Origin of the sequence: Actinoplanes sp. NPDC026670 (assembly GCF_040638175.1) — a bacterium.
In the GTDB taxonomy this organism is placed as follows: Bacteria; Actinomycetota; Actinomycetes; order Mycobacteriales; family Micromonosporaceae; genus Actinoplanes.
In genome coordinates this window covers 59114-80619 of sequence record NZ_JBEZXU010000021.1, presented here as the reverse complement: position 1 = coordinate 80619, position 21506 = coordinate 59114, and the positions used below count along the sequence as shown (strand labels likewise).

Below are 21506 nucleotides of genomic sequence, written 5' to 3'. Positions count from 1 at the left end.
CCGGCATGAAGGACCTGGCGGTTCGCCTCGCCGCGCTGGACGCCGACGCCAGCGCGGCCGTCCAGGTGATCGCCTACTTCGACGGGCTGGTCGAGGCGGGCGCCGGGTTGCAGAGCATCGTGCGGGGTGCCGCAGTGCTCGCCGGATGCCCGGCCCGGCTCGACGACCCGGCCCGGCGGGTGCACATCCGGATGCTGCCGGACGGCGCCGCCGCAGCGAAGACACCTGACGACGACGGCTGGCCGGGCGCCGCCGCCGGGACGGCCACGCTGCGGCTGGAGCGTTCCGGCGCGGCCGGGCCGGTCGATGCGATGGTGCTGGAACGGGCCGCGGCCGCCGCCCGCACGGTGCTCGACCGGACCCGGGGCCGCGCGCCCGTCACCGACCAGCCGGCGATGGTCGAACTGCTCGTCGACGCGGCCGCTCCGGCCGACGCCCGGCAGCGGGCCGCCCGCCTCCTCGGTCTCACGGCCGGCGGGACGGCGTACGCCATGGTCTTTCACGGCGGTGAGATCCGCATTCTGAAAGGTGACGCCGACCCGCCGCGCGGGCGGGCCGGGATCGGCCCGGCCGGACCGATTCTCGACCTTCCGGTCTCGCACGACGGGGCACGCGTCGCGGTCCGGTTCACCGCCGCCGGCACCGACGAAGACCCCGGCAAAACCATTATTTCGTACGCGGAACTGGGCGCCCTGGTAATGCTGACGCAGGTGCCCGAACCCGGTGCTGTGCCGGACGTCCGGATTCTGGAGCAGGCCGGCGCCCCGTGGCTGCTGCCGACCCTGCACGCCGTCACGTCGACGACGAGCCTGCGGGCCGCCGCCACCCTGCTACGGCTGCACCATTCGACTCTGCAGGACCGGGTCGCCCAGGCCGAACACCTGCTCGGCTGGAGTCTGCGCGACCCGGACGGCCTGCTCCGTACCCATCTGGCTCTGGTGCTGCGGCGGCTGCACCGCAACCCGGTCAGTCCGTGATCGTCTCGGCGATGTCGATGGCGATCGCCTCCAGCTGGGCACGGGTGAACACCGGGGTGGGTGCGGACGGTTCGCTGCCGTCGCCGCCGAAGTAGTTGACCGCGCTCAGGTGGACGGCGTGCTTGCGGTCCGGGAGTTCGACGTCCACGCCGTAGAACCGCCAGTCCCGGCCCGGTTCGTCGACGTAGCGGACCAGCCGCAGCCCGGATCCGGTGCGGGTGGCCTGGCAGTCGGCGATCGGCGGCGCACACTCATAGAACGGCTCACACGACCCGCCCCCGCAGCCGGTCGGGCGCAGTGACAGGAAGAAGCCACCCTTGCGACCGTCGGCGGTGACCCCGGAGCGGGCCCGGAACGTGTCGTCGTCGAGCGCGAACATCACCGGATGCCCGTCCGGGGTGGGCTTCTCCCCCGGCTCGTCCGGCATGTAGATCCATCGGATTTTCGGGGCATGCTCGGTGGTCGACTGCTCCAGGACCAGCTGGAGCCGGTCGAGGATCCGCTGCCGCCCGCCCTCGGTGCCGGCCTCCAGCGCGAACGCCGACGGACTCGGCGACACGGTTGGAGCCGCCACCTGCGGCACCGTCTTCTGCTCCGGCTGTTCGCCCGGCAGCAGGCCCGCACCGACCACGATCGCCACGACGACGGCCGTGGCCGTGGGGCCGCCGGCCACCAGCCGCCGGATCAGGCGGCGTCGCCGGGTGCGCCGCACGACACCTTCCACGTTCACCGTCGACGGCGGCGCCGCCCCGATCAACTCGTCGAGCATCTGCTGGTTCACTGCGGCCTCCCCGTTGCATAGCTGACTGCGCGCAGTGCCTCCAGGGCCCGCGCCGACTGGCTCTTGACCGTGCCCGTGGACACCCCGAGCAACTCCGCGGTCTCCTCGACCGACCTGTCGAAGTAGAACCGCAGCACGACGACGGCCCGCTGCCGCCGCCCCAGCCGGGACAGCAGCCCGATCAGCTGCTCCCGGTCGCCGACCTGGTCGGGTGGGCTCCACCCCGGATCGGGCACGTCCTCGGCCGGGTGTTCGCGCCGCCACGGCCGGCGGCGCTCGTCGATCCACGCCCGGGTGAGCACGCGTTGCGCGTACGCCTCCGGGTTGTCCGCGGCCGACACCCGCCGCCAGTTCTCGTAGAGCCTGCCCACAACGGTCCCGACCAGGTCGTCGGCCAGATGCCAGTCATGGCAGAGCAGGAACGCGGCCCGCCGCCACCGTTCCATCCGGTTGCCGACGAACTCCCGGAACTCGTCCTCCTCGGACCCTTTCACGGCCCTCCTCCCACGCGTCTTCTGCGGGCACGACGGAACAACCGCCGTCCGAGGTTGCAACCCATTCTTTCGGCGGGGCCACCGGCCGTGACGGCGCGCCCTCACCCGGTCAGTCGGCGGGGGTCAACCCGGTGGCCGCGAGGAAGGATCCGTCCATCTCGAACGGAACCGACTCGTGCTCGTGCGTCACCAGCCACACCCCGTCGATCCGGCGCAGGCCCAGCGTCACCCGGAACCACAGGGTGAAACCCTCGGAAGACCCGCGCGGCACCGCGCTGAGGCAGTCGATGCTCGTCGCGAAGGCGACCGCACCGTCGGTGGTGATCTCCAGCCGGGTGACCTCACGCCGTGGCGGCGCCTCGAAGCCGGCCATCCACGCCTCGAGAATGGCCGGGTCACGGCGGTCGCCGGGCTGGCGTAGCGGCGGGGCGAGGTTGTACTCGACGTATCCCGGTGCGTAGTAGGACAGGATGGCCTTGGCGTCGCCGGTCTCCAGCAGTGCCGCCTTACGTTCGATGACTTCCTGGATCTCGTTCATGCCGGGATGTCGAAGCCGGGCCGGCCGGTTTCGACATCCCGGGTGAGAGCAGAGGAGAATTCCGTGAAATACCTGATCCTGATCCAGTCGAACCCGCAGTCGCTGGCCGTCTGGGAGACCCTCACCGATGAGCAGCGGACCGATTTCGGGCTCGGTCATCTGCGGTTGACCGAGGAGATGCGCGAAGCCGGCGTCCTGGTGGTGAGCGAAGGGCTCGGCGACCCGGCGCTGGCCACCCAGGTGTCCGTGCGCGACGGCCGGACGATCACCTCCGACGGCCCGTATGCCGAGGTCAAGGAGCATCTGGCCGGCTTCTACCTGATCGATGTGGCGGACCTGGACGAGGCTGTGACCTGGGCGGCGAAGGCGCCGGACGCCGCGTACACCCGGGTCGAGGTCCGGCCGGTGCTCGACATGAGCACGTGGGAGATCTGACCGGCCTGCCGGACCTGCTGCGTGAGTGCACGCCGCAGGTCCTGGCCGCGGTCGTGCGCCGCTACGGTGATTTCGAGACGTGTGAGGACGCGGTCCAGGAGGCACTGATCGCGGCCGTCCAGCAGTGGCCGGTGTCCGGGATCCCGGAGCAGCCGCGAAACTGGCTGATCACCGTGGCCGGGCGCCGCCGGGTCGAGATGCTGCGCAACGAGTCGGCCCGCCGGCGCCGTGAGGAGACGGTGCATCACGATCCGGCGCCGGAGGTTCGTGGCGACGACGAACTGGCGTTGCTGCTGCTCTGCTGCCATCCGGCGTTGAGCGTTCCGGCGCAGGTGACCCTCACGTTGCGGGCGGTGGGCGGCCTGACCACCGCGGAGATCGCCCGTGCGCTGCTGCTGCCGGAGGCGACCGTCGGCCAGCGGATCAGCCGGGCCAAGCAGCGGATCCGGGAGTCCGGGGCCAGGTTCGAGATGCCCGCGCCCGACGAGCGGCTCCCCGCGGTCCGTCACGTCCTGTACCTGATCTTCAACGAGGGTCACACGGCCAGCTCCGGCGACACCCTGAACCGGGTCGAGCTGACCCGCGAGGCGATCCGCCTGACCCGGCAGCTGCACCGGCGGCTCCCGGACGACGGCGAAACCGCCGGACTGCTCGCGTTGATGCTGCTCACCGACGCCCGCCGGCCCGCCCGGACCGGACCCGACGGCGCCCTGATCCCGCTCGCCGAACAGGACCGCTCCCGCTGGGACACCAGCATGATCACCGAGGGCGTGGCACTGATCACCGGCACGCTGGAGTCGGCCCCGATCGGCCCGTTCCAGTTACAGGCCGCGATCGCGGCGATCCACGACGAGGCGGCGCGGCCCGAGGACACCGATTGGCCACAGATCCTCATTCTGTACGGCCTGCTGCACGCGCTCGCCCCAGGCCCGATGGTGACGCTGAACCGGATCGTGGCGAGCGCCATGGTCCACGGCCCGGAGACCGGGCTGGCCGCCCTGGACGAGTTGACCGACGCCCCGACGCGCCACCGGACCGCCGCAGTGCGGGCGCACCTGCTGGAGATGGCCGGCGACCGGGCCGGAGCGCACGAACAGTACCGCCTGGCGGCCCGCCTGACGCTGAGTCTCCCGGAGCAGCGCTACCTGTCATCCCGAGCCGCCCGCCTGACCAAACCATGAGCCGTCGCTCACCCGCCTTTCCGCACCCGCATTCCCGCCGTAGGCGACGGCTCACCGCCCAGCCGTCGCTCACCCGCCTTTCCGCACCCGCATTCCCGCCGTAGGCGACGGCTGGCGGTCCGGACTGGGCTGGGCACTGGGGCGGCCTGGATGCCTCATGTCGGATGAGGGCGCGTGTGTCGTACCCGATCAAATGTTTGTCGCTTTGGATCAAGTCCGGCTGAAGGCCGGGTCTTAGCGTGTGTGCATGGATTTCTCCCCTTCTGCGCGGGCCGCGGAACTGACCGGGGCGGTGCGGGACTTCATCGACACCGAGATCGCGCCGGTCGAGCGTGCCCTGCACGCCGCACGGGCCGGCGAACCGGTGTCCTGGCAGGTGCCGGCCGAGGTGCGTGAGCTCCAGCGGCGAGCGCGCGACCGCGGCCTGTGGAACCTGTTCGCGGAGCTGAGCAACGTCGACTACGCGCCGATCGCGGAGGCCACCGGCTGGTCGCTCCTGGCGCCGTACGTCTTCAACTGCAACGCGCCCGACACCGGGAACATGGAGGTGCTGGAGAAATACGGCACGCCGGAGCAGAAGGACCGCTGGCTGACCCCGCTGCTGGACGGCGCGATCCGCAGCGGCTTCGCCATGACCGAACCCGGGGTGGCCTCGTCGGACGCCACGAACATGCAGCTCACGGCGGTGCTCGACGGTGACGAGGTGGTGCTCGACGGCCGCAAGTGGTGGACCACGGGCGTCGGCCACCCGGACTGCCGGGTGCTGATCGTGATGGGCCTGACCGACCCGGACGCGCACCGGCACGCCCGGCATTCGATGGTTCTGGTGCCGATCGACACGCCCGGGGTGAAGGTCGAGCGGATGCTGGACACCATGGGCTTCCTGGACGAGCCGTTCGGGCACGGCGAGGTGTCGTTCACCGGGGTCCGGGTGCCGGCGGCCAACATCATCGCCGGGCCGGGGCAGGCGTTCGCCATCGCGCAGGGCCGGCTCGGACCGGGCCGGGTGCACCACGCGATGCGGATGATCGGTCTCGCCGAGCGGGCCCTGCACCTGGCCTGCGAACGTGGCCTGGCCCGCACCGCCTTCGGCAAGCCGATCATGAACCTGGGCGGCAACCGGGAACGTGTCGCCGACGCCCGGATCGCGATCAACTCGACCCGGCTGCTGATCCAGCACGCGGCCTGGAAACTCGACACCGGCGGGCCGATGGCCGCACTGTCCGAGGTCAGTCAGATCAAGGTGGCCGCCCCGAACGTCGCCCAGCAGGTGATCGACTTCGCCATCCAGATCCACGGCGGCGCCGGCCTGTCCAGCGACTTCCCGCTCGCCTCGGCGTGGACGGCGGCGCGCGCGGTGCGGATCGCCGACGGCCCGGACGAGGTGCACCGTGGTCTGATAGCCCGAATCGAACTCACCAACCATGGAGCATCCCGATGAAACGTGTCCTGATCACCGGTGGCGCCTCCGGCCTGGGCGCCGCGCTGGCGGCCCGCTTCACCGCCCGCGGTGACCGGGTGCTCGTCACCGACGTCGCCGCTTCGGCTGAGCACCGCCTCGACATCACGTCCGAGGCCGACTGGGCGGGCGCCCTGGAACGGGTCAAGGACGAGTTCGGCGGCCTGGACATCCTGGTCAACAACGCGGGCATCGCCGCCGGCGGGCGCATCGACAGGCTCAGCGCCGAGCACTGGCAGCGGGTCCTCACGGTGAACGTGCTCGGCGCGGTCAACGGGTGCCGCACGTTCACGCCGCTGTTCAAGGAGCAGGGCTCGGGCCACATCGTGAACGTGGCGTCGGCCGCCGGTCTCATGCATCCGCCTTCCATGAGCAGCTACAACGCGAGCAAGGCAGCGGTGGTGGCGCTGTCCGAGTCGCTGCGTTACGAGCTGGGGCCGTGGGGTGTCGCGGTGTCGGTGGTGTGCCCGACGTTCTTCCGGACCAACCTGGCGCAGTCGCTGTCGGGCGACGACCCGCAGATGGAGCAGGGCGCGAAACGGCTGATCAACAACGCCCGGCGCGGCGCCGACGAGATCGCCGCCCGGGTGGTGCACGACGTGGACGCCCGGAAGTTCCTGATCCTGCCGGACTCGGACGGCCGGACGGCTTACCGGGCCAAGCGGTTCGCCAGGTTCCTTTACGACCGGCGGATGTTCGCCCTGGGAGCCAAGACCCGCCGCGAGGAACGCGCCGAGGTGCCGCGTGGGTAAGGGAGTCGTGCTGATCACCGGGGCCAGCGCGGGCCTCGGTGAGGAGATGGCCAGGCAGTTCGCGGCCCTGGGTTACGACCTGGCCCTGTGTGCCCGCCGCGTCGACCGCCTCGAGAAGCTGCGCGACGAGCTGCCCACGAAGGTGATCGTGAAGGCGCTCGACGTCACCGACGACGAGGCGGTCTTCACTGTCTTCCGGGAGTTCGCCGCCGAGTTCGGCCGGGTCGACCGGGTGATCGTCAACGCGGGGCTGGGCAAGGGCGCGCCGCTGGGCACCGGCCGCCCGGACGCGAACCGGGCCACCGCCCGGGTCAACTTCCTCGGTGCGCTGGCTCAGGCCGAGGCCGCGCTGGAGATCTTCCGCGCCCAGCGCAGCGGCCACCTGGTGATCATCTCGTCGATGTCGGCGCTGCGTGGCATGCGCAGGTCGATGACCACCTACGCCGCCACCAAGGCCGGGGTGGCCGCGATGGCCGAGGGGCTGCGCTCGGAACGGATCCCGGGTGTCGATGTGTCGGTGATCTATCCCGGGTACATCAGGTCGGAGATGAACGAGCACGTGCAACAGAAGACCCCGTTCATGGTGGACACCGCCACGGGTGTCCGGGCGATGGTCGCGGCGATCGAGAAACGTAAGGCGAAGGCATACGTCCCCGCGTGGCCGTGGGTGCCGATCGGCGCGGCGATGCGGCTGCTCCCCCTCTCCGTCGTGCGGCGGATGGTGTGACCGGGCCGGTCCGCGCCGAGGACGCCTTCGACGTCGACGCGGTGGCCGCCTGGCTCGGTCTGGAAACTACGCCGGAGGTACGACAATTCTCCGGCGGCGCATCCAACCTCACCTATCTGTTGAAAACCGGTGAGAAGGACCTGATCCTGCGCCGCCCACCGAAGGGACGGAAGGCGGCGACCGCCCACGACATGTCCCGCGAGTACCGGATCCAGTCCGCCCTGGCCCCGGTCTTCCGGTACGTGCCGAGGATGGTCGCGCTGTGCGAGGACGAGTCGGTGATCGGTTCGCCGTTCTACGTGATGGAGCGGGTCGAGGGCCATATCCCCCGGCGTGAGCTCGGCGTCGACCTGCCTCCGGAGCGGGTCCGCACGCTCTGCACCGGCGTCATCGACCTGCTGGTCGACCTGCACGGCATCGACCCGGCCGCGGCCGGCCTGGACAACCTGGGCAAAGGCGCCGGCTATGTGGCACGCCAGGTGGCCGGCTGGTCCGAACGGTACCGTTCCGCCCGTACCCGAAATGTCGGCTCTTTTGAAAAGGTCATTCGCTGGCTGGAGGCGAACCAGCCGGCCGAGCAGCGGATCTGCTTGATCCGCAACGACTTCCGGTTCGACAACGTGGTCTTCGACCCGGACGACCCGACCCGGCCGGTGGCGCTGCTCGACTGGGAGATGGCCACCCTCGGCGATCCGCTGATGGATCTGGGCAGCGCGCTCGCCTACTGGGTGCAGGCCGACGACGGGTGGCTGTTCCGGATGTTCCGGCGGCAGCCGACCCACACGCCGGGGATGCTGACCCGCCGCGAGGTGATCGAGCACTACCACGCCCGGACCGGGCTGCGGCTGACCGCGTTCCACGAGGTGTTCGGGCTGTTCCGGCTGGCCGGTATCGTGCAGCAGATCTACTACCGCTACTACCACCGGCAGACCCGCAACCCGGCCTTCCGGAACTTCTGGATCGCCAGTCTGATGCTGGAACGCCGCTGCCTGCGCATCATCCGCGCCGGGAAGGACTGAGGTGGCCCGTCTTCTGCTGATCCGGCACGGTCAGGCGTCGTTCGGCGCCGACGACTACGACGCGCTCTCCGAGATCGGGCACGAGCAGGCCCGTACCCTCGGAAGGTCCTTCGCTGAACGCGGCATCCGGCCCGCCCTGATCGTGCGCGGTGACATGCGCCGCCACGACGAGACGGCGGCCGGGATCGTCGAGGGCCTGAAGGAGCCGGTCGAGACGGTCGTCGACGCGGGCTGGAACGAGTTCGACTTCCATCACGTCGTGACCGTTCACCAGCCTGATTTCCGGTCCGCGACGACGCCCCGGGCGTTCCAGGAGATCTTCGAGGCGGCCACGGCCCGCTGGTTCTCCGGCGATCACGACGCCGAGTACGCCGAGTCGTTCACGAACTTCCGGGAGCGGGTCACGGCGGCGCTGGACCGGCTGCGCGCACACCGCGACGTCGCCGTGGTCAGTTCGGGCGGGCCGATCGCGATGGCCGCCAGCCTGCTCACCACGGGTTCGGCCGCCGGCTGGGCGGCCTTCAACCGGGTCTCGGTCAACACCGGCGTCACGAAGGTGATCTCCGGGAGCCGGGGCCTGTCGCTGTCCACGTTCAACGAGCACACCCACGTCGAGGCCGACCCGCGGCTGCTCACCTACCGCTGAGCGGCCTGTCTGCGCAGCATGGTCGGGCTCATCCCCCACCAGCGGCGGGCGCAGCGGCTCAGCACCGCCTGCTCGGCGAACCCGAGCAGGCGGCTGACCTGTGCCAACGGCATGTCCGTGGTGGTCAGGTAGGCCCGGGCGCGGGCCCGCCGGACGTCGTCGAGGATCCCGGCGAAGCCCTGCCCCTCGTCGACGAGCTGCCGTTGCAGGGTGCGCGGATGCACGGCGAGCGCCCGGGCCACGTCGGCCAGCTCGGTCGGGCCGGTGCCGAGCGCCTGCGACACCACCGCGCGCACCCGGGCCGCCGGCCCGGGCCGTGGCCCCGGTGACTGCCGGGACAGGAACGCCAGCGCCAGGCCACGCAGGGTGGCGTCGACCCCGGCCAGCGGCTGCCGCATCAGACTGGTCGGCACTCGCAGCACCGCCGCCGGCCGGCCGAACCGCACGCTCGCCCCGAACGCCTCCCGATAGCGGGCGGCCGGCGCGACCGGCTCGTGCGGCAGGTCCACCGACCGCAGCCCATACCCACCGCCGACCAGGAAACCCACTGCCCGGTGCAGGAACAGCATGGTCATCTCGGTGGCCTGCGGCAGCGGCCGGATCCACGCGCCGAACGTGTACCGCAGCCCGGTCACCCCGGCCGTCCCGTCCGGGTCGGGCACCACCGACAGTGACAGGTCACGGGCGTGCACGAACATGTAGCGCGAGGTGCACTCGATCGCGTCGGCCACCGACGGTGAATTCTGGATCGCCACGGCCAGCGGCCCGAGCAGGGTCTCCACGGTTGATTGATTTCTTAAGGGAAGCTGCAGGTCTGTCCATGGTGGAGGTACGGTTTCGGGTGTGATGGCGGGTTCCGGCGTGGTTGCGGGCACAGGTGCGGGTGAGGGCCATACCGCGGGGTTGACCGCCACCGCCACCTGCACGGCATTCGGTGCGGTCACCGACGATGGTGTCCCGATCCCAGCGCCGGTGCTGTTGGAGCGGGTGACCTGGCTGTCGGCGCTGGTCCGGCAGATGACCACCGAACTGCTTGCCGCCCGGTGGGATGCGGGATCGCTGGCGGCCCTGGTGGCCGGGGTGGGCCCGGATGGGCGGGAGTTGCCGTCGAACGGGTGGATGGCGATGCGGCGCCTCGGTTGGACCGCGACCGCTTTGGGTGGGGTGCGGGTGTCGGACCGGGTGCGGCGGGCCGCGGAGGAACACGCCGCCCGGCTGCTGCGCCTGGCGGTGCACCGCGAACAACTGGTCCAGGCGATCACCGGGACCTGGCCTGCCGATCCGCTGCGGCGTACCGCCGTCGAGTGGCAGGCGTTGTGGGCGGCCCTGCCCGCCGGGGTGACGAGGGCGGAGGTCCGTAACCGGACCCGGCAGATCACCACCCATCTGCGCGAACACGGCTCCCTACCGGTCTCGGTGACCGATCTGGAGGCACCACCGGCGGTGTCCGGGCAGATTCTGCTCGCCGCCTGCGACAAGCAACAGGTCACCGTGCAGCGTGACCCCGACCGGCCCGACACCCACCTGCTCCTGCGGGTTCTGCTACCCATCTGCGAACAACCCGCGAACAGCCGGGACTGGCAGTGGCTGACCCTGCCCGTCCGCCTCCCGCCGACCGTGCCCGCCGCCGCGAGCGTGCACACGCCGACGTTGCGGCCGGTCGACGGAAGGGTCCGGGTGGACGTGCCGTGGCGCATCGTGGTACCCGCCGTGCGGGTGAAGGGTCATGCGCGGGCGCTGGGCTTGGACTGGGGCAACACCACCCTGCTCACCGGCAGCATCGCCCGCCTCGGCCAGGACCGCGCCGGGCGGCGCCGGGTGCTGGCCGACAATCATCCCCTACGATTCGATGCCACCGGTATCAGCGCGAAACTCCTGCGCCTGCGCACCACCGCCGAACAACTCCGGGCCAAGACCGACCAGCATGCCCGGCTGCTCACCGGCCGCCCCGATCCCGGCCTGCAGGCCCGCCACGACCTGCTGACGCGGGAACACACCCGGGTTCAGGCCCGGATCCGCCGCCTCAACAAGGCCCTCGCCTGGGCCGCCGCACGCTGGGCCGTCGACCACGCCCTCACCGCCCGCGTGAGCGTGGTCTACATCGAAGACCTGACCACCCTCGAAACCCGGGGCCTCGGCCGCAGCCTCAACCGCCGGCTCGGCGCGCACGTGCGCGGGCAGGTCTTCGACGCGCTACGCCACCTCGCCGCCAAAGCCGGCATCGCCGTCGTGACCGTTCCGGCGCGGGGTACCAGTGCGGGCTGCCCGCGGTGTGGCCGGGCGCTGCGGCATGTGCAGGCACCCGACCGGCTCACCGTCCGCGGCCACAAATGGGCCCACTGCCCGGCCTGCGGCCTGTCCGCCGACCGCGACCACGCCGCCTCCCAACGGATCGCCGCCCGCGGCCTGCTCGGCCAAACCCACACCATGCGGACCCGCGCGGGCACCCTCGCCATCCGCACCACCGTCGACGGACCGGTCCGGGCCGTCCGTGACAAGACCATGCCCACCCCGCCCCGCCCGCGGCGGGGTGCACGAGTTTCCAGCCCGGCGCCCTCGCGACACCGGGTTCCCGCCCCCACCACAACGGCGAACACCGGTGTGCTGGGACAGCGTCCGGCGGGACGACCCTCCCCGACCCGGCACACACCGGGCCAGAAGTCGACCACGAGATCAAGTAGCCGACCCGGCCGCACCTGCGGCCGAGCCGAGGTCAGTCGAGGATTCCACCGGCACGTGACCGCCACACCAGTGACACCACGCCACCGGCCAGCACCCCGACTCAACAAACCTAAAGATCTCTGAGACGCTCATCTCCTGCGCCGATGCGACCCGCAGGCCCAGGTCGGGGCAGCGCAGCGCGGCCGCCGCGAGCTCCAGGACGGCGGCGATCGCGGTGTCCTCGACCAGCAGATCGTCGGCGTCGAGCGCGTCCGGCGGCAGGCCGGCCTGGCGGGCGAAGTGATCCGCATCCCCGCCGAGCGCCTCCACGGTCTGGCGGAACCTCTGCAGGCCGGCCGACCTCACCAACGACACTCCAGGAGATTACATCAAATCGGTTTGATGTAATCTGGGGACATGGAGCCTCCGGCGTTCCTCGTCACGGCCGGCCATCCGGTGCGGTGGCGGCTGCTGAGCGCGCTCGCTGGCAGCGACCTGGCCGTGCACGAGCTGACCGCACGGCTCGGCCACCCACAAAACCTGATCTCGTATCATCTCGGGCGCTTGCGCAAAGCCGGGCTGGTCACCGCGCGGCGCAGCAGCGCCGACGGCCGCGACACCTACTACACGCTGCACCTGGCCCGCTGCTCGGCCATGCTGACCGGCGCCGGCGCCGCCCTTCACCCGGCGCTGCGGCTGAGCGCCCCGCCACCCGCGCGCCCCGGCCGGGCCCGGGTCCTCTTCCTGTGCACCGGCAACAGCGCGCGATCACCGATGGCGGAGGCCATTCTGCGGCGGCTCACCGCCGGCGAGGTCGAGGTTTACAGCGCGGGAGTCAACCCCAAACCCCTTCATCGGTACGCCGTTCGTGCGCTCGCCGTACGCGGGATGGATCCTCCGGAAACCGGCCCCACGCACGTGTCCCAGCTGACCGGCGGCTTCTCCCACGTGATCACGCTGTGCGACCGGGTCAAGGAGGTGTGCCCGTCGTTCGACGCTCCACACCAGGCGCTGTCGCCCGACGGTCCGAACCAGGCGCTGTCGCCCGGCGGTCCGCGCCAGGTGCATTGGAGCATCCCCGAGCCGGTGCACCCGGCCGATTTCGATCACGTCGCCGACCAGCTCACCGAGCGGATCGGCTTCTTCCTGCACACCCTCGCCACCGACTCCGAGGAGGCGTCATGAGCGACAGCACCGTCAACGTCCGTTACCTGGTCGACGACGTCCAGTCCGCGGTCGACTTCTACACCACTCACCTGGGGTTCGAGCCGATCACCACGTTCCTGCCCGCGTTCGCCGACGTCCGGCGCGGCAACCTGCGCCTGCTGCTGTCCGGCCCGGCCAGCTCGGCGGGCCGCCCCATGCCGGACGGCCGGGTTCCGCACGCCGGCGGCTGGAACCGGATCCACCTGATCGTCACCGACATCGACGCCGAGGTGACCCGCCTCCAGGCCGCCGGAGTCCCGTTCCGCAACGAGGTGGTGACCGGCCCGGGCGGCCGCCAGATCGTTCTGGACGACCCGTCCGGCAACCCGGTCGAGCTCTTCCAGCCGGCCGGCTCCTGAATGCCCGTCACCACCCCGCGAGCCGGCCTCGGCACCGTGCTCACCCAGTGGGGCCGGATCGGCTGCATCGGCTTCGGCGGCCCGCCCGCACACATCGCCCTGCTGCGGAAACTGTGCGTCGACGACCGCCGGTGGCTCGATGCCCGCGAGTTCGAGGATGCGGTCGCCGCCTGCAACCTGCTGCCCGGTCCGTCGTCGACCCAGCTCGCGATCTACTGCGCGTGGCGGGTCCGCGGACGGGCCGGCGCGCTGGCCGGCGGGGCCGCGTTCATCCTGCCCGGCCTGGTGGCGATCCTGGCGCTGGCGGCCCTGTTCCTGGGCGACCCGCCGCTCTGGGTCCGGGCCGCCGGCGCGGGTGCGGGCGCGGCCGTCGCGGCGATCGCAGTGCAGGCCGGGTGGAGCCTCATGCCGCCCGGCTGGCAGCGGGCCACACAGCAGAGCAGCCGGCTGCGCTGGTCGATCTACCTGGTGCTGGGCGCGGTCGCGGCCGGCACCATCGGCCCGTGGCTGGTGCTGCTGCTGGTGGCCTGCGGCATCGCCGAGACTCTGGTCCAGCAGGCGCCACCGCCCCGAGCGGGCCGCCGGGCGGCCGTGCCCCTGCTGGCGGCGGCCGCCACCGGCGCCGGGGTGCTGGCCGCCCTGTCCTGGACCGCGCTGAAGGTGGGCGCGCTCTCCTACGGCGGCGGGTTCGTGATCATCCCGTTGATGCAGGCCGACGCGGTCGGTCAGCACCACTGGATGACGGCTGCGGAGTTCCTCAACGCGGTGGCGCTGGGCCAGATCACTCCGGGCCCGGTGGTGCACACGGTCGCGGTGGTCGGTTACGCGGCGGCCGGAATCGGTGGTGGCCTGCTGGCCGCGCTGGTGGCGTTCAGCCCGTCGTTCGCCTTCATCCTGCTGGGCGCTCACCGCTTCGACCGGCTGCGTGGCAACACCTACGTGCGCGCGTTCCTGGACGGCGCCGGCCCGGCCGCGATCGGCGCGATCCTCGGCTCGGCGATTCCGCTGGCCCGCGCCCTGACCGAGCCGTGGCAGTTCGCGGTGCTGGCCGGTGCCGTGGTCCTGACCCTGGGCCTGCGCCGTGGCCCGGTCCTGACCCTGCTGTCCGCCGCCACCGCGGGGATGGCGATCGTCCTGGCCGGCGGCTCTCTCCCCCACTGACCCGCGCGGAAAGCCTGGTCCGGCCGGTTCCTGGCTGGACCACCCCGGCTCCGGGTGTGTCAGCCGCTGGTCGGGTGGAACTCGCGGCTGGAGGCGTCCTCGGCGGGGTCGACCGGCACGTTCTGCAGGCCGGCGATGATCGTGTCGATCAGGAACCGGTAGCTGCGGTCCACGTCGCGGGGCAGGCCGAACCCGCCCGCCGCCTCGACCGTGGCGAAGCCGTGCAGGCTGGAGCGCAGCACGCGGGCGGCGTCGACGGCGTGCGTGCCGCGCAGTTCGAAGCCGGCCAGCACGTCGTACATGATCTGCATGACCTCGTTGCTCAACCGGCGATGCTCCTCGTCCTCGTCGCCGGCGTCGGGTGCGCGGACCACTGACGAGTAGCGGCCCGGATGGGCGACGGCCCATCGGCGGTACGCGTCGGCGAACGCGCGCACCGCACCAGGCCCGGCCCGGCCGACCGCGACCCGTGCCACCGCGTCCCGGAAGTCGCGCATGGCCTGCAGGGTGATCCCGCGGCGCAGCGCCTCGATGGAGTCGACGTGTTTGTAGAGCGACGGAGTGCGCACGCCGAGGCGTTCCGCCAGCAGGCCCATGGTCAGCTTCTCGAAGCCGACCTCGTCGGCGAGCGCCGCCCCGGCCTCGATCACGGTGGCCGGGTCCAGTCCGGCCCTAGGCACGAGCGTTCGTCTGCAGGAAGGTCAGCATCAGGGACACCGTTTCGTCGGGGAACTGGGCGTGCGGGTAGTGACCGGCGCCGTCGATCATCTCAAGCCGCGCCGTCCCGGCCGGCATCGCGGCCACGATCGCCTCGCCCTCGGCGCGGGGGTCGGCCCAGTCCGGGTCGAGTGTGCCCTCGACGATCAGGGCCGGGCAGCGCACATTGCCGAGTTGCGCGCCGGCGTCGGCGGGCGAGGCCTGGGTCATCTTCTGCAGCGCCTTCATCCGGCCCGGTTCGCGCAGCATCGTGTCCGTCGCGGCGAGGTCGGCGCTCCAGTCGGCGGGCTTGTTTCCCGGGTAGGCGAGGTCGAGATAACCCTTCCACGACGACAGGCTGCCCAGCATCGTGCCGACCAGCTTGACCGCGCCCTTGCGATACCGGGTGTTGCCGAGGTCGCCGAGGCTGAACGACTGCGCGCGGGTGAACGGCGCCAGCTCGATGATGCCGGTGGTCATCTCGGGCGCCCGGGCGGCGGCGATGGTGACGGCGCCGCCGGAGATCGAGTGCCCGACCAGGACGGCGGGGCCACCGAGGTGACGGACGAGGGCAAGGATGTCGCCGGCAATGTCGGTACGCGAATAGGAAGCCCACTGCGCACTGGACTCGCCCGCGCCGCGCAGGTCCGTGGTGGCGACGCGGTATCCGGCGTCGACGAGCCGCGGCGCGACGAACCGGTAGGCGCGGCGGCTGTTTCCGATGCCGGGCACGAGGACGACGAGTGGTCCGTCGCCGGTCACGTCGTACGCGATCGTGCCGCCGTTGACGGTCAGGTGCTGCGTCATGGTGTTCTCCCCAGGCAGGATGAAATGGTGTTAGCCGGAAAGCTAATCGAGTTAGCCATCGCCGTCAAGGATCTTGACGAGCAGAAGTGACCACTGTCGAGGGAGTGAATTCACGGGCCTGGGTGAAGGTTGGTTCACTCACCGGTACGGTCCGCATGACCGGAAATCACCCTGGGTAGCCAACCTCCCATACCTCCGGGAGAAAGAGGCCCCAGGTGATCACCAACGAGCAGATTCGTACGCTGACCGGCCGTGACGTCCACGACCGCGCCGGCGAGAAGATCGGCACGGTCGGACGGGTCCGGCCGGATGACGCGGGCCGGCCGACGTGGGCCGCCGTCCGGACCGGGCTGTTCGGCTTCAGCGAGTCACTGGTACCGCTGGAGGGCGCGCACCTCGACGGCGGTCGTCTGGTGGTGCCGTTCGACAAGGCGACGGTCAAGCGATCGCCGGCCTTGGAGACACCACCCGAGGAGCCGCTGACCCGAGATGACGAGCGGCGGCTCTGCGACCACTACGACCTGCTGTGGGTCGGTGTCGAACACGTCCGCCCGAGCCGCCCCCGCCTGCTGGGACGCCGCTTCATCGGCTAGCCGGTACGGCCGATCACGGTGAGGCCGAAGTTCTTCGTGGTGCCGAACTTCGTCGGCATGTGTTCCGGGATGATCGACTTGGTGAAGTAGCCGTAGACACAGCGCTGGAGCCCGCACAGGGTCGACGCGATGCCCGGGACGGTGTTGGTCAGGATCGACGGGACGTTCGTGAGCGTGCCGAGCAACGTCGTGTACCCGGTGACGACGAACGGCGCGAACCCGACGACGTGGTAGGCCGCGGGCAGGATGTTGGTGGCGCCGATCGCGCTGTCGAAGATCGGCACGAGGACCGGTTTGCCGGAGGCCCGGGCCGCCGCGAGTTCGCTGGTGCAGGTGATCGCGGCGAGCAGGTTCAGCGCGGGCGCGGTCACCCAGGTCTGCACGGTGCTGGTGGAGGCGGTGACGTCGAGGTGGCAGTTGCCGAGCGAGTTCAGCCAGGCGTAGCCACTGGACGTGGTGTGGTCGAGCGGATTGTTGCACCAGGACAGCAGCGGATTGCTGATGGCGATCGCGTTGTCGACCGGGCTCTCCAGGCCGAGCAGCGAGTACACCCCGGCCTGCTGCAGCAGTGGGTCGAGGCCGGGCAGGGCGTAGAACTTCTTGCCGCCGTTGGTCATCCGGTCCCAGTCGCACTTCGAGACACCCATCGCGAGCACGTTGGTGGCGACCGGCACGCCCCACACCACGCGGGCGCAGGCCCCGACCTGCTTACCCTGGTACACACCCTTGGTCAGCGCGGCCGCGAAGACCGGAGGCATGAGCCGGGTGTTGTCGGTGTTGCGCGTGCTGGTGCGTACCTCCGCGGTGTCGTATGTCCCGGTGATCGCCGGCTGCGGCCGGCAGGTCGCGGTGGTGCCCCAGACCGGGCAGTTCAGGTTGTTGACGCAGACCTGCGCGTCAGCGCGGGTGTCCTTGGCGTTCTTCTCGGCGTAGAGCTTGGCGTTGTCGGCCTGCCCGGCGCTGGTGCACACCGCCGGGTCGAAGATGCAGGCCTGCGCGACCTTCCAGGACGCGAAGTCAGCGCCGGACTGCAACTGTTCCTTCTCGCTGTAGAGCAGGCCGACGTCGATGACGAGGGCGCCGATCCCGAAGATGAGGACGGCGCTCATCATGGCCGCGATGATCGTGACCGCGCCCTCGTCGCCCCGATGGCCCATAGCCGCAAATTACATGTTTTCGGCCGCCGCCCGGATCGCCTCCCGGATTCTGAAGTAGGTCCCGCACCGGCAGATGTTGCGCAGCCCGTCCAGGTCGGCGTCGGTGATCGCGCGGCCCTCGGCGGCTACCCGCCGGACCAGATCGACGGCCGCCATGATCTGCCCGGGCTGGCAGTACCCGCACTGCACCACGTCGTGGTCGAGCCAGGCCCGCTGCATCGGGTGCAGGTCGGCGCCGACCGTGCCGGCCAGCCCCTCGATGGTCACCACCTCGTCGTCCGGCCCGAGTGCGCCGACCGGCACCGCGCACGGGTTGAACGCGGCGCCGTTGAGGTGACTGGTGCACGCCTTGCAGACGTTGATCCCGCAGCCGTACTTCGGGCCGGTGACGCCGAGCAGGTCACGCAGCACCCACAGCAGGCGCACGTCACTCTCGACGTCCACGGTCACCCGCTCCCCGTTGACCTTGAAGGTGTGTTCAGGCACCCGTACCCCCGATCATGGGGGAAGCCGGAACCGGCGGAATCGTCGGCTTCGGGGTGAACGACAGGGTGCCGTGGTTGATCGGGAACCGGGTCGGCATCGTGCCGACCGCGCGGCCGTAGGCGCAGGCGACCGCCGCCATCGCCGCCGCCACGCCCAGCTCACCGGCCCCACCGGGCTGGTCGGAGGTGCTCGGCATGACGATGATCCGCAGGTCGGGCGGGGTGTTCCACTGCCTGGTGTAGAAGTAGTTGTCCCAGCTCGCCTCGAGGAAGTAGCCGTCGCGCAGGTGCAGGCCGGCGGTGAGGGCGAGCGCGATGCCGTCCATCACGCAGCCCATCATCTGCGCCTGCAGGCCGAGCGGGTTGACCGCCAGACCGACGTCGACCGCGAAGACGACCTTGGTGACGCGCGGCCCGCCGACGCCGTCGCGGATCGGCCGGTTCAGTGTCTCCGGGCGGCAGTCGATCTCCACCAGGCAGGCGCTGACGCCTTTGTATTCGGAATGGAACGCGATTCCCTGCGCCATTCCGGCCGGCATCCGCCGGCCCCATTCGCCTACTTCCGCGGCCTTACGCAGGACGGCGCGGGCCCGGTCGTCGGTCAACAGACTTTCCCTCATCCGGTACGGGTCGAGCCCCATCCGTTGACCGAGCTGGTCGACCATCAGCTCCCGCGCGCAGGTGGTGTCAGGCGAGTACACGTTGCGCATGCTGCCGGTGTTGAACCCGTCGCCGGTTTCGTTGAGCAGCCGGCTGGTGACCCCGAACCGGTACGGCGAGGTATGGCTGAACTGGAAGAACGTCTGCGCGAAGGCGGCGTCCCCGATCGGCAGCTGGGCGGCCATCGCGGTGAGCAGCTCCCCCAGCCCGTGCCCCAGATCGGTGGTGACGCTGGTGTGCCGCTGCTCGAAGCCGAGCACCAGCCGGCCGGCGTAGGCGATCCGGACCCGGGACGTGGCCATCGGGTGGGTGCGGCCCTGCCGGGAGTCGTCGGCCCGGTGCCACATCAGTTTCACCGGCTTGCCGATCCGCTGCGACACCTCGGCCGCCTCCAGGGCGGCGTCGAAGAACAGTTTGCGGCCGAACGAACCGCCACCCTCGATGACGTGCACGGTAACCCGGTTCACCGGCAGGCCGAGCCGGGCGGCGATGGTCTGCTGCGCCACGATCGGTGATTTGAGCGCCGACCAGATCTCGGCGCGCCCCGGCCGTACGTCAGCGATCGCGCAGTTGGTCTCCAGGGCACTGTTGCTGCGGAACTGGAACGTGAACCGTGCCTCGACGAACGGCGTGATCGGCCGCGGGCCGAGCGGCAGCTCGGCTGCCGCGAGTTGCCGCAGGACCGTGTCGTCGGACTGGCCCTCGACGGTGCCCGGCCGCCAGGACACCTCGAGCGCGCGGACCGCGTCGATGCACTGGCCGAACGTCTCGGCTCGCACCGCGACGCCGGTCGAGACGGTCACCACGTCGGTGACGCCGGGCATGGCCAGCACCGCGGCGAGGTTCGCGACCGGGCCCGGTCTGCCGTTGATGGTCGGCGGGCGGCACAGCATCGTCGGTTTGGCGTCCGGGACGGCGAGGTCCATCGTGAACTTCTTGCGGCCGGTCACCGCGTCGAGGGCGTCGATGCGGCGTTGTGGCTTGCCGATGACGGTGAAGCTCTCCCGGGCAGTGAGCTCCACCGGGACGGCCAGGGTCGTCGCGCTGGCCGCCGCGGCCGACAGCTCGCCGATGCCGAGGCCACCGACCTTCCCGTTCACGATCGTCAGGCCGGAGGCGGGCACGCCGAGCCTCGCCGACGCCGCGGCCAGCAGCCGCTGCCGGGCGACCGCCGCCGCGACCCGGATCGGCGTGAACGTGGCGATGGTGGTGTTCGAGGCGCCGGTCAGCTGGTTGAACAACAGCTCGGGCCGGGCGTCGGCGAGACCGACCCGGACCTTCTGCACCGGTACGCCCAGTTCCTCGGCGATCAGCATGGCCGACGACGTGGTGATCCCCTGCCCGACCTCGGCCCGGGGCAGCGCGAACGAGACCGTACCGTCAATGTTGATCTCGACCGAGATGAGCCCGGACGTGGGCAGGGCCGCCGCCGTCATGATGTCGTTGAGATCCAGCAGGGACGTGATGTCGGCTGATGCCGCCGGATCGGCGGCGGCCACCAGCACGGGGGCCGCCAGCACGAATCCGAGCAGGGTGCGCCGGGTGACGGGCACGGTCACGAGGCCTCCGGCCGGTTGGTCGCCGGGATCTCGATCTTGGTTTCCCGTGCTTTGGTGAGGAACAGCAGGATGTACTGCCGCGCCGCCTCGTCCAGAGTCCAGGCGATCTCCGGGACCAGCGGCAACGGGATCAGCCCTTCCCGGAACCGCACGAGCAGCGGCCAGGCGGTCGCGATCAGCGGCTCCCACAGTGGTTCCCGCTTGATCTGGTCCCAGTCCGACACCTGGTCACCGACCAGATAGCGGGCCAGGGCATTGACCAGCGGCCGGCTGACGCTGGCCGGGCTGGTCTGTTCGGCGAGCTGGCCGAGCAGGATGTCGGTGAGTTCGACGCCCTCCCGGGTCGGGCCCATGTTGGGCGGCAGCACCTGGTCGGACTGCGCGTTCGCAGCCGCCCAGGTCTGCGGGATGTACTCGTCACGGACGCCGAGCATGTGCGCGGTCACCTGCCACACGTGCAGGTAGGCCTGTGAGTCGGCGGCGCTGATCGGGACCTGCCAATCCCGCAGCTTGCGCATCGCGTAGGTGGGCAGGGTGTGCCAGGTGACCAGGATGTCCTCCTGGGTGATCGGAACACTCCACTTCCAGTGCGGCGACTGCTGCAGCAGGTGCCGCACCGCTGCATGGACCAGTCGCGTCTTCACCGCCTGCACGATGCAGTCGCCGTCCGGGCGGTACGCGTTGAGCGACCCGACCGAGAACCCGAGGAGGCTGGTCTTGGCGACCCGGTCCTCCATGTCGGCGCCGCCCTTGGAGTAGTAGACCGACCACGCCTCCTTCGGGATCGCCGTGCTCAGCATGCCGCCGCCGACACCGTTGAGCAGGTTCAGGTAGAGGCCCCGGGACTTGTTGAACTGCGCCGCCCGCTCCAGCTTCGCGGTGTCCGCCCAGTCCGGGACCTGCCGCGCCTTCGTCATGAAGTCCCGCAGGTAGCCGGGCAGCCCGTCGGGCAGCGGCTGGTCGTTGCGGGTCCAGTCCCACAGCAGCCGGTTGACCTCCGGAACCGCACCGGTGTCCAGCAGTTCCGCCGAGACCGGGTCGGCCTCCGGGTCCCACTGGGTGCTCCACCCGGTTTTTTCAGGGACGCCCATCGGGGCCGCGAAGATCACCGCTCCCGCCTTGAGCATGTCGCGTCTGCTCAGCTCAGCCATCG

The 21506-nt window shown here is 70.9% G+C and carries 23 protein-coding genes and 1 pseudogene; 13 read left to right on the top strand and 11 right to left on the bottom strand.

Features of this window, described 5'->3' with window-relative positions:
* Positions 1–5: 5 nt before the first annotated feature.
* On the top strand, positions 6–977 hold the full coding sequence (locus AB0E94_RS21930; RefSeq protein ID WP_360328859.1) for a helix-turn-helix domain-containing protein: 972 nt from the start codon (positions 6–8) through the stop codon (positions 975–977).
* On the opposite strand, the gene AB0E94_RS21925 is transcribed toward AB0E94_RS21930, so the two are convergent.
* The 3 genes from AB0E94_RS21925 to AB0E94_RS21915 form a co-directional block, all read right to left on the bottom strand.
* Complete coding sequence (locus tag AB0E94_RS21925) at positions 967–1758, bottom strand: hypothetical protein (protein ID WP_360328858.1); 792 nt, start codon at positions 1756–1758, stop codon at positions 967–969. The two genes, AB0E94_RS21930 and AB0E94_RS21925, sit on opposite strands and share 11 nt — an antisense overlap.
* Positions 1755–2252 (bottom strand): SigE family RNA polymerase sigma factor, encoded by a 498-nt coding sequence (locus AB0E94_RS21920; protein WP_360328856.1) that lies wholly within the window; start codon positions 2250–2252, stop codon positions 1755–1757. Before AB0E94_RS21920 ends, AB0E94_RS21925 begins: the two co-directional genes overlap by 4 nt.
* Positions 2253–2361: 109 nt before the next feature.
* The gene (locus tag AB0E94_RS21915; protein ID WP_360328854.1) at positions 2362–2790 is read right to left on the bottom strand and encodes a nuclear transport factor 2 family protein; all 429 of its coding nucleotides are present in this window, start codon (positions 2788–2790) and stop codon (positions 2362–2364) included.
* Positions 2791–2853: 63 nt separating this feature from the next.
* Here AB0E94_RS21915 and AB0E94_RS21910 point away from each other — a divergent pair, with 63 nt between their 5' ends.
* The 7 genes from AB0E94_RS21910 (at position 2854) to AB0E94_RS21880 (ending at position 9009) form a co-directional block, all read left to right on the top strand.
* Complete coding sequence (locus tag AB0E94_RS21910; protein WP_360328852.1) at positions 2854–3225, top strand: YciI family protein; 372 nt, start codon at positions 2854–2856, stop codon at positions 3223–3225.
* Positions 3213–4406, top strand: coding sequence for a sigma-70 family RNA polymerase sigma factor (locus AB0E94_RS21905; protein ID WP_360328850.1), 1194 nt, complete (start codon positions 3213–3215; stop codon positions 4404–4406). Before AB0E94_RS21910 ends, AB0E94_RS21905 begins: the two co-directional genes overlap by 13 nt.
* Before the next feature lie 247 nt (positions 4407–4653).
* Complete coding sequence (locus tag AB0E94_RS21900) at positions 4654–5847, top strand: acyl-CoA dehydrogenase family protein (RefSeq protein ID WP_360328848.1); 1194 nt, start codon at positions 4654–4656, stop codon at positions 5845–5847.
* The gene (locus tag AB0E94_RS21895; protein WP_360328846.1) at positions 5844–6617 is read left to right on the top strand and encodes an SDR family NAD(P)-dependent oxidoreductase; all 774 of its coding nucleotides are present in this window, start codon (positions 5844–5846) and stop codon (positions 6615–6617) included. Before AB0E94_RS21900 ends, AB0E94_RS21895 begins: the two co-directional genes overlap by 4 nt.
* Positions 6610–7344 carry an SDR family oxidoreductase gene (locus tag AB0E94_RS21890; protein WP_360328844.1) on the top strand — a complete coding sequence of 245 codons (735 nt, stop codon included), beginning with the start codon at positions 6610–6612 and terminating at the stop codon, positions 7342–7344. The genes AB0E94_RS21895 and AB0E94_RS21890 overlap by 8 nt, the downstream gene beginning before the upstream one ends.
* Complete coding sequence (locus AB0E94_RS21885) at positions 7341–8363, top strand: phosphotransferase family protein (protein WP_360328842.1); 1023 nt, start codon at positions 7341–7343, stop codon at positions 8361–8363. Before AB0E94_RS21890 ends, AB0E94_RS21885 begins: the two co-directional genes overlap by 4 nt.
* Before the next feature lies 1 nt (position 8364).
* The gene (locus AB0E94_RS21880; protein WP_360328840.1) at positions 8365–9009 is read left to right on the top strand and encodes a histidine phosphatase family protein; all 645 of its coding nucleotides are present in this window, start codon (positions 8365–8367) and stop codon (positions 9007–9009) included.
* Here the strand turns inward: AB0E94_RS21880 and AB0E94_RS21875 are convergent.
* Positions 9000–9791 (bottom strand): AraC family transcriptional regulator ligand-binding domain-containing protein, encoded by a 792-nt coding sequence (locus tag AB0E94_RS21875; RefSeq protein WP_360328838.1) that lies wholly within the window; start codon positions 9789–9791, stop codon positions 9000–9002. The two genes, AB0E94_RS21880 and AB0E94_RS21875, sit on opposite strands and share 10 nt — an antisense overlap.
* Positions 9792–9912: 121 nt before the next feature.
* Here AB0E94_RS21875 and AB0E94_RS21870 point away from each other — a divergent pair, with 121 nt between their 5' ends.
* Positions 9913–11814: a transposase gene (locus AB0E94_RS21870; protein WP_360328837.1), complete on the top strand. Its 1902-nt coding sequence runs from the start codon at positions 9913–9915 to the stop codon at positions 11812–11814.
* 24 nt (positions 11815–11838) lie between these two features.
* On the opposite strand, the pseudogene AB0E94_RS21865 reads toward AB0E94_RS21870, so the two are convergent.
* A pseudogene (locus AB0E94_RS21865) lies at positions 11839–12000 on the bottom strand (AraC family transcriptional regulator ligand-binding domain-containing protein); the annotation flags it as partial.
* An 87-nt stretch (positions 12001–12087) separates the two neighbouring features.
* On the opposite strand from AB0E94_RS21865, the gene AB0E94_RS21860 reads away from it, so the two are divergent.
* The 3 genes from AB0E94_RS21860 to chrA are packed head-to-tail and all read left to right on the top strand — an operon-like array spanning position 12088 to position 14396.
* Positions 12088–12855 carry a MarR family transcriptional regulator gene (locus AB0E94_RS21860; RefSeq protein WP_360328835.1) on the top strand — a complete coding sequence of 256 codons (768 nt, stop codon included), beginning with the start codon at positions 12088–12090 and terminating at the stop codon, positions 12853–12855.
* A complete protein-coding gene (locus tag AB0E94_RS21855; protein WP_360328833.1) occupies positions 12852–13235 on the top strand; it encodes a VOC family protein in 384 nt (127 codons plus the stop codon). Before AB0E94_RS21860 ends, AB0E94_RS21855 begins: the two co-directional genes overlap by 4 nt.
* A complete protein-coding gene (chrA, locus tag AB0E94_RS21850; RefSeq protein ID WP_360328831.1) occupies positions 13236–14396 on the top strand; it encodes a chromate efflux transporter in 1161 nt (386 codons plus the stop codon).
* A 59-nt stretch (positions 14397–14455) separates the two neighbouring features.
* On the opposite strand, the gene AB0E94_RS21845 is transcribed toward chrA, so the two are convergent.
* Together AB0E94_RS21845 and AB0E94_RS21840 are read right to left on the bottom strand one after the other, a co-directional pair.
* Positions 14456–15076 carry a WHG domain-containing protein gene (locus AB0E94_RS21845; RefSeq protein WP_360328829.1) on the bottom strand — a complete coding sequence of 207 codons (621 nt, stop codon included), beginning with the start codon at positions 15074–15076 and terminating at the stop codon, positions 14456–14458.
* A complete protein-coding gene (locus AB0E94_RS21840; RefSeq protein ID WP_360328827.1) occupies positions 15069–15899 on the bottom strand; it encodes an alpha/beta hydrolase in 831 nt (276 codons plus the stop codon). The genes AB0E94_RS21845 and AB0E94_RS21840 overlap by 8 nt, the downstream gene beginning before the upstream one ends.
* Before the next feature lie 215 nt (positions 15900–16114).
* Here AB0E94_RS21840 and AB0E94_RS21835 point away from each other — a divergent pair, with 215 nt between their 5' ends.
* Positions 16115–16492, top strand: coding sequence for a PRC-barrel domain-containing protein (locus tag AB0E94_RS21835; RefSeq protein ID WP_360328825.1), 378 nt, complete (start codon positions 16115–16117; stop codon positions 16490–16492).
* Here the strand turns inward: AB0E94_RS21835 and AB0E94_RS21830 are convergent.
* The 4 genes from AB0E94_RS21830 to AB0E94_RS21815 are packed head-to-tail and all read right to left on the bottom strand — an operon-like array spanning position 16489 to position 21504.
* A complete protein-coding gene (locus AB0E94_RS21830) occupies positions 16489–17649 on the bottom strand; it encodes a Tad domain-containing protein (protein WP_360328824.1) in 1161 nt (386 codons plus the stop codon). The two genes, AB0E94_RS21835 and AB0E94_RS21830, sit on opposite strands and share 4 nt — an antisense overlap.
* Before the next feature lie 9 nt (positions 17650–17658).
* Entirely contained in the window at positions 17659–18135 is a 477-nt protein-coding gene (locus tag AB0E94_RS21825) for a (2Fe-2S)-binding protein (RefSeq protein ID WP_360328822.1), read from the bottom strand.
* Positions 18128–20353 (bottom strand): molybdopterin cofactor-binding domain-containing protein, encoded by a 2226-nt coding sequence (locus AB0E94_RS21820; protein WP_360328820.1) that lies wholly within the window; start codon positions 20351–20353, stop codon positions 18128–18130. Before AB0E94_RS21820 ends, AB0E94_RS21825 begins: the two co-directional genes overlap by 8 nt.
* Entirely contained in the window at positions 20350–21504 is a 1155-nt protein-coding gene (locus AB0E94_RS21815; RefSeq protein WP_360328818.1) for an oxygenase MpaB family protein, read from the bottom strand. Before AB0E94_RS21815 ends, AB0E94_RS21820 begins: the two co-directional genes overlap by 4 nt.
* Positions 21505–21506: the final 2 nt, after the last annotated feature.

Coding starts and splice junctions, on each gene's coding strand:
- chrA (WP_360328831.1), top strand. CDS start 13,236: ATGCCCGTCACCACCCCGCGAGCCGGCCTCGGCACCGTGCTCACCCAG.
- AB0E94_RS21830 (WP_360328824.1), bottom strand. CDS start 17,649: ATGGGCCATCGGGGCGACGAGGGCGCGGTCACGATCATCGCGGCCATG.
- AB0E94_RS21840 (WP_360328827.1), bottom strand. CDS start 15,899: ATGACGCAGCACCTGACCGTCAACGGCGGCACGATCGCGTACGACGTG.
- AB0E94_RS21915 (WP_360328854.1), bottom strand. CDS start 2,790: ATGAACGAGATCCAGGAAGTCATCGAACGTAAGGCGGCACTGCTGGAG.
- AB0E94_RS21895 (WP_360328846.1), top strand. CDS start 5,844: ATGAAACGTGTCCTGATCACCGGTGGCGCCTCCGGCCTGGGCGCCGCG.
- AB0E94_RS21930 (WP_360328859.1), top strand. CDS start 6: ATGAAGGACCTGGCGGTTCGCCTCGCCGCGCTGGACGCCGACGCCAGC.
- AB0E94_RS21855 (WP_360328833.1), top strand. CDS start 12,852: ATGAGCGACAGCACCGTCAACGTCCGTTACCTGGTCGACGACGTCCAG.
- AB0E94_RS21815 (WP_360328818.1), bottom strand. CDS start 21,504: ATGGCTGAGCTGAGCAGACGCGACATGCTCAAGGCGGGAGCGGTGATC.
- AB0E94_RS21900 (WP_360328848.1), top strand. CDS start 4,654: ATGGATTTCTCCCCTTCTGCGCGGGCCGCGGAACTGACCGGGGCGGTG.
- AB0E94_RS21860 (WP_360328835.1), top strand. CDS start 12,088: ATGGAGCCTCCGGCGTTCCTCGTCACGGCCGGCCATCCGGTGCGGTGG.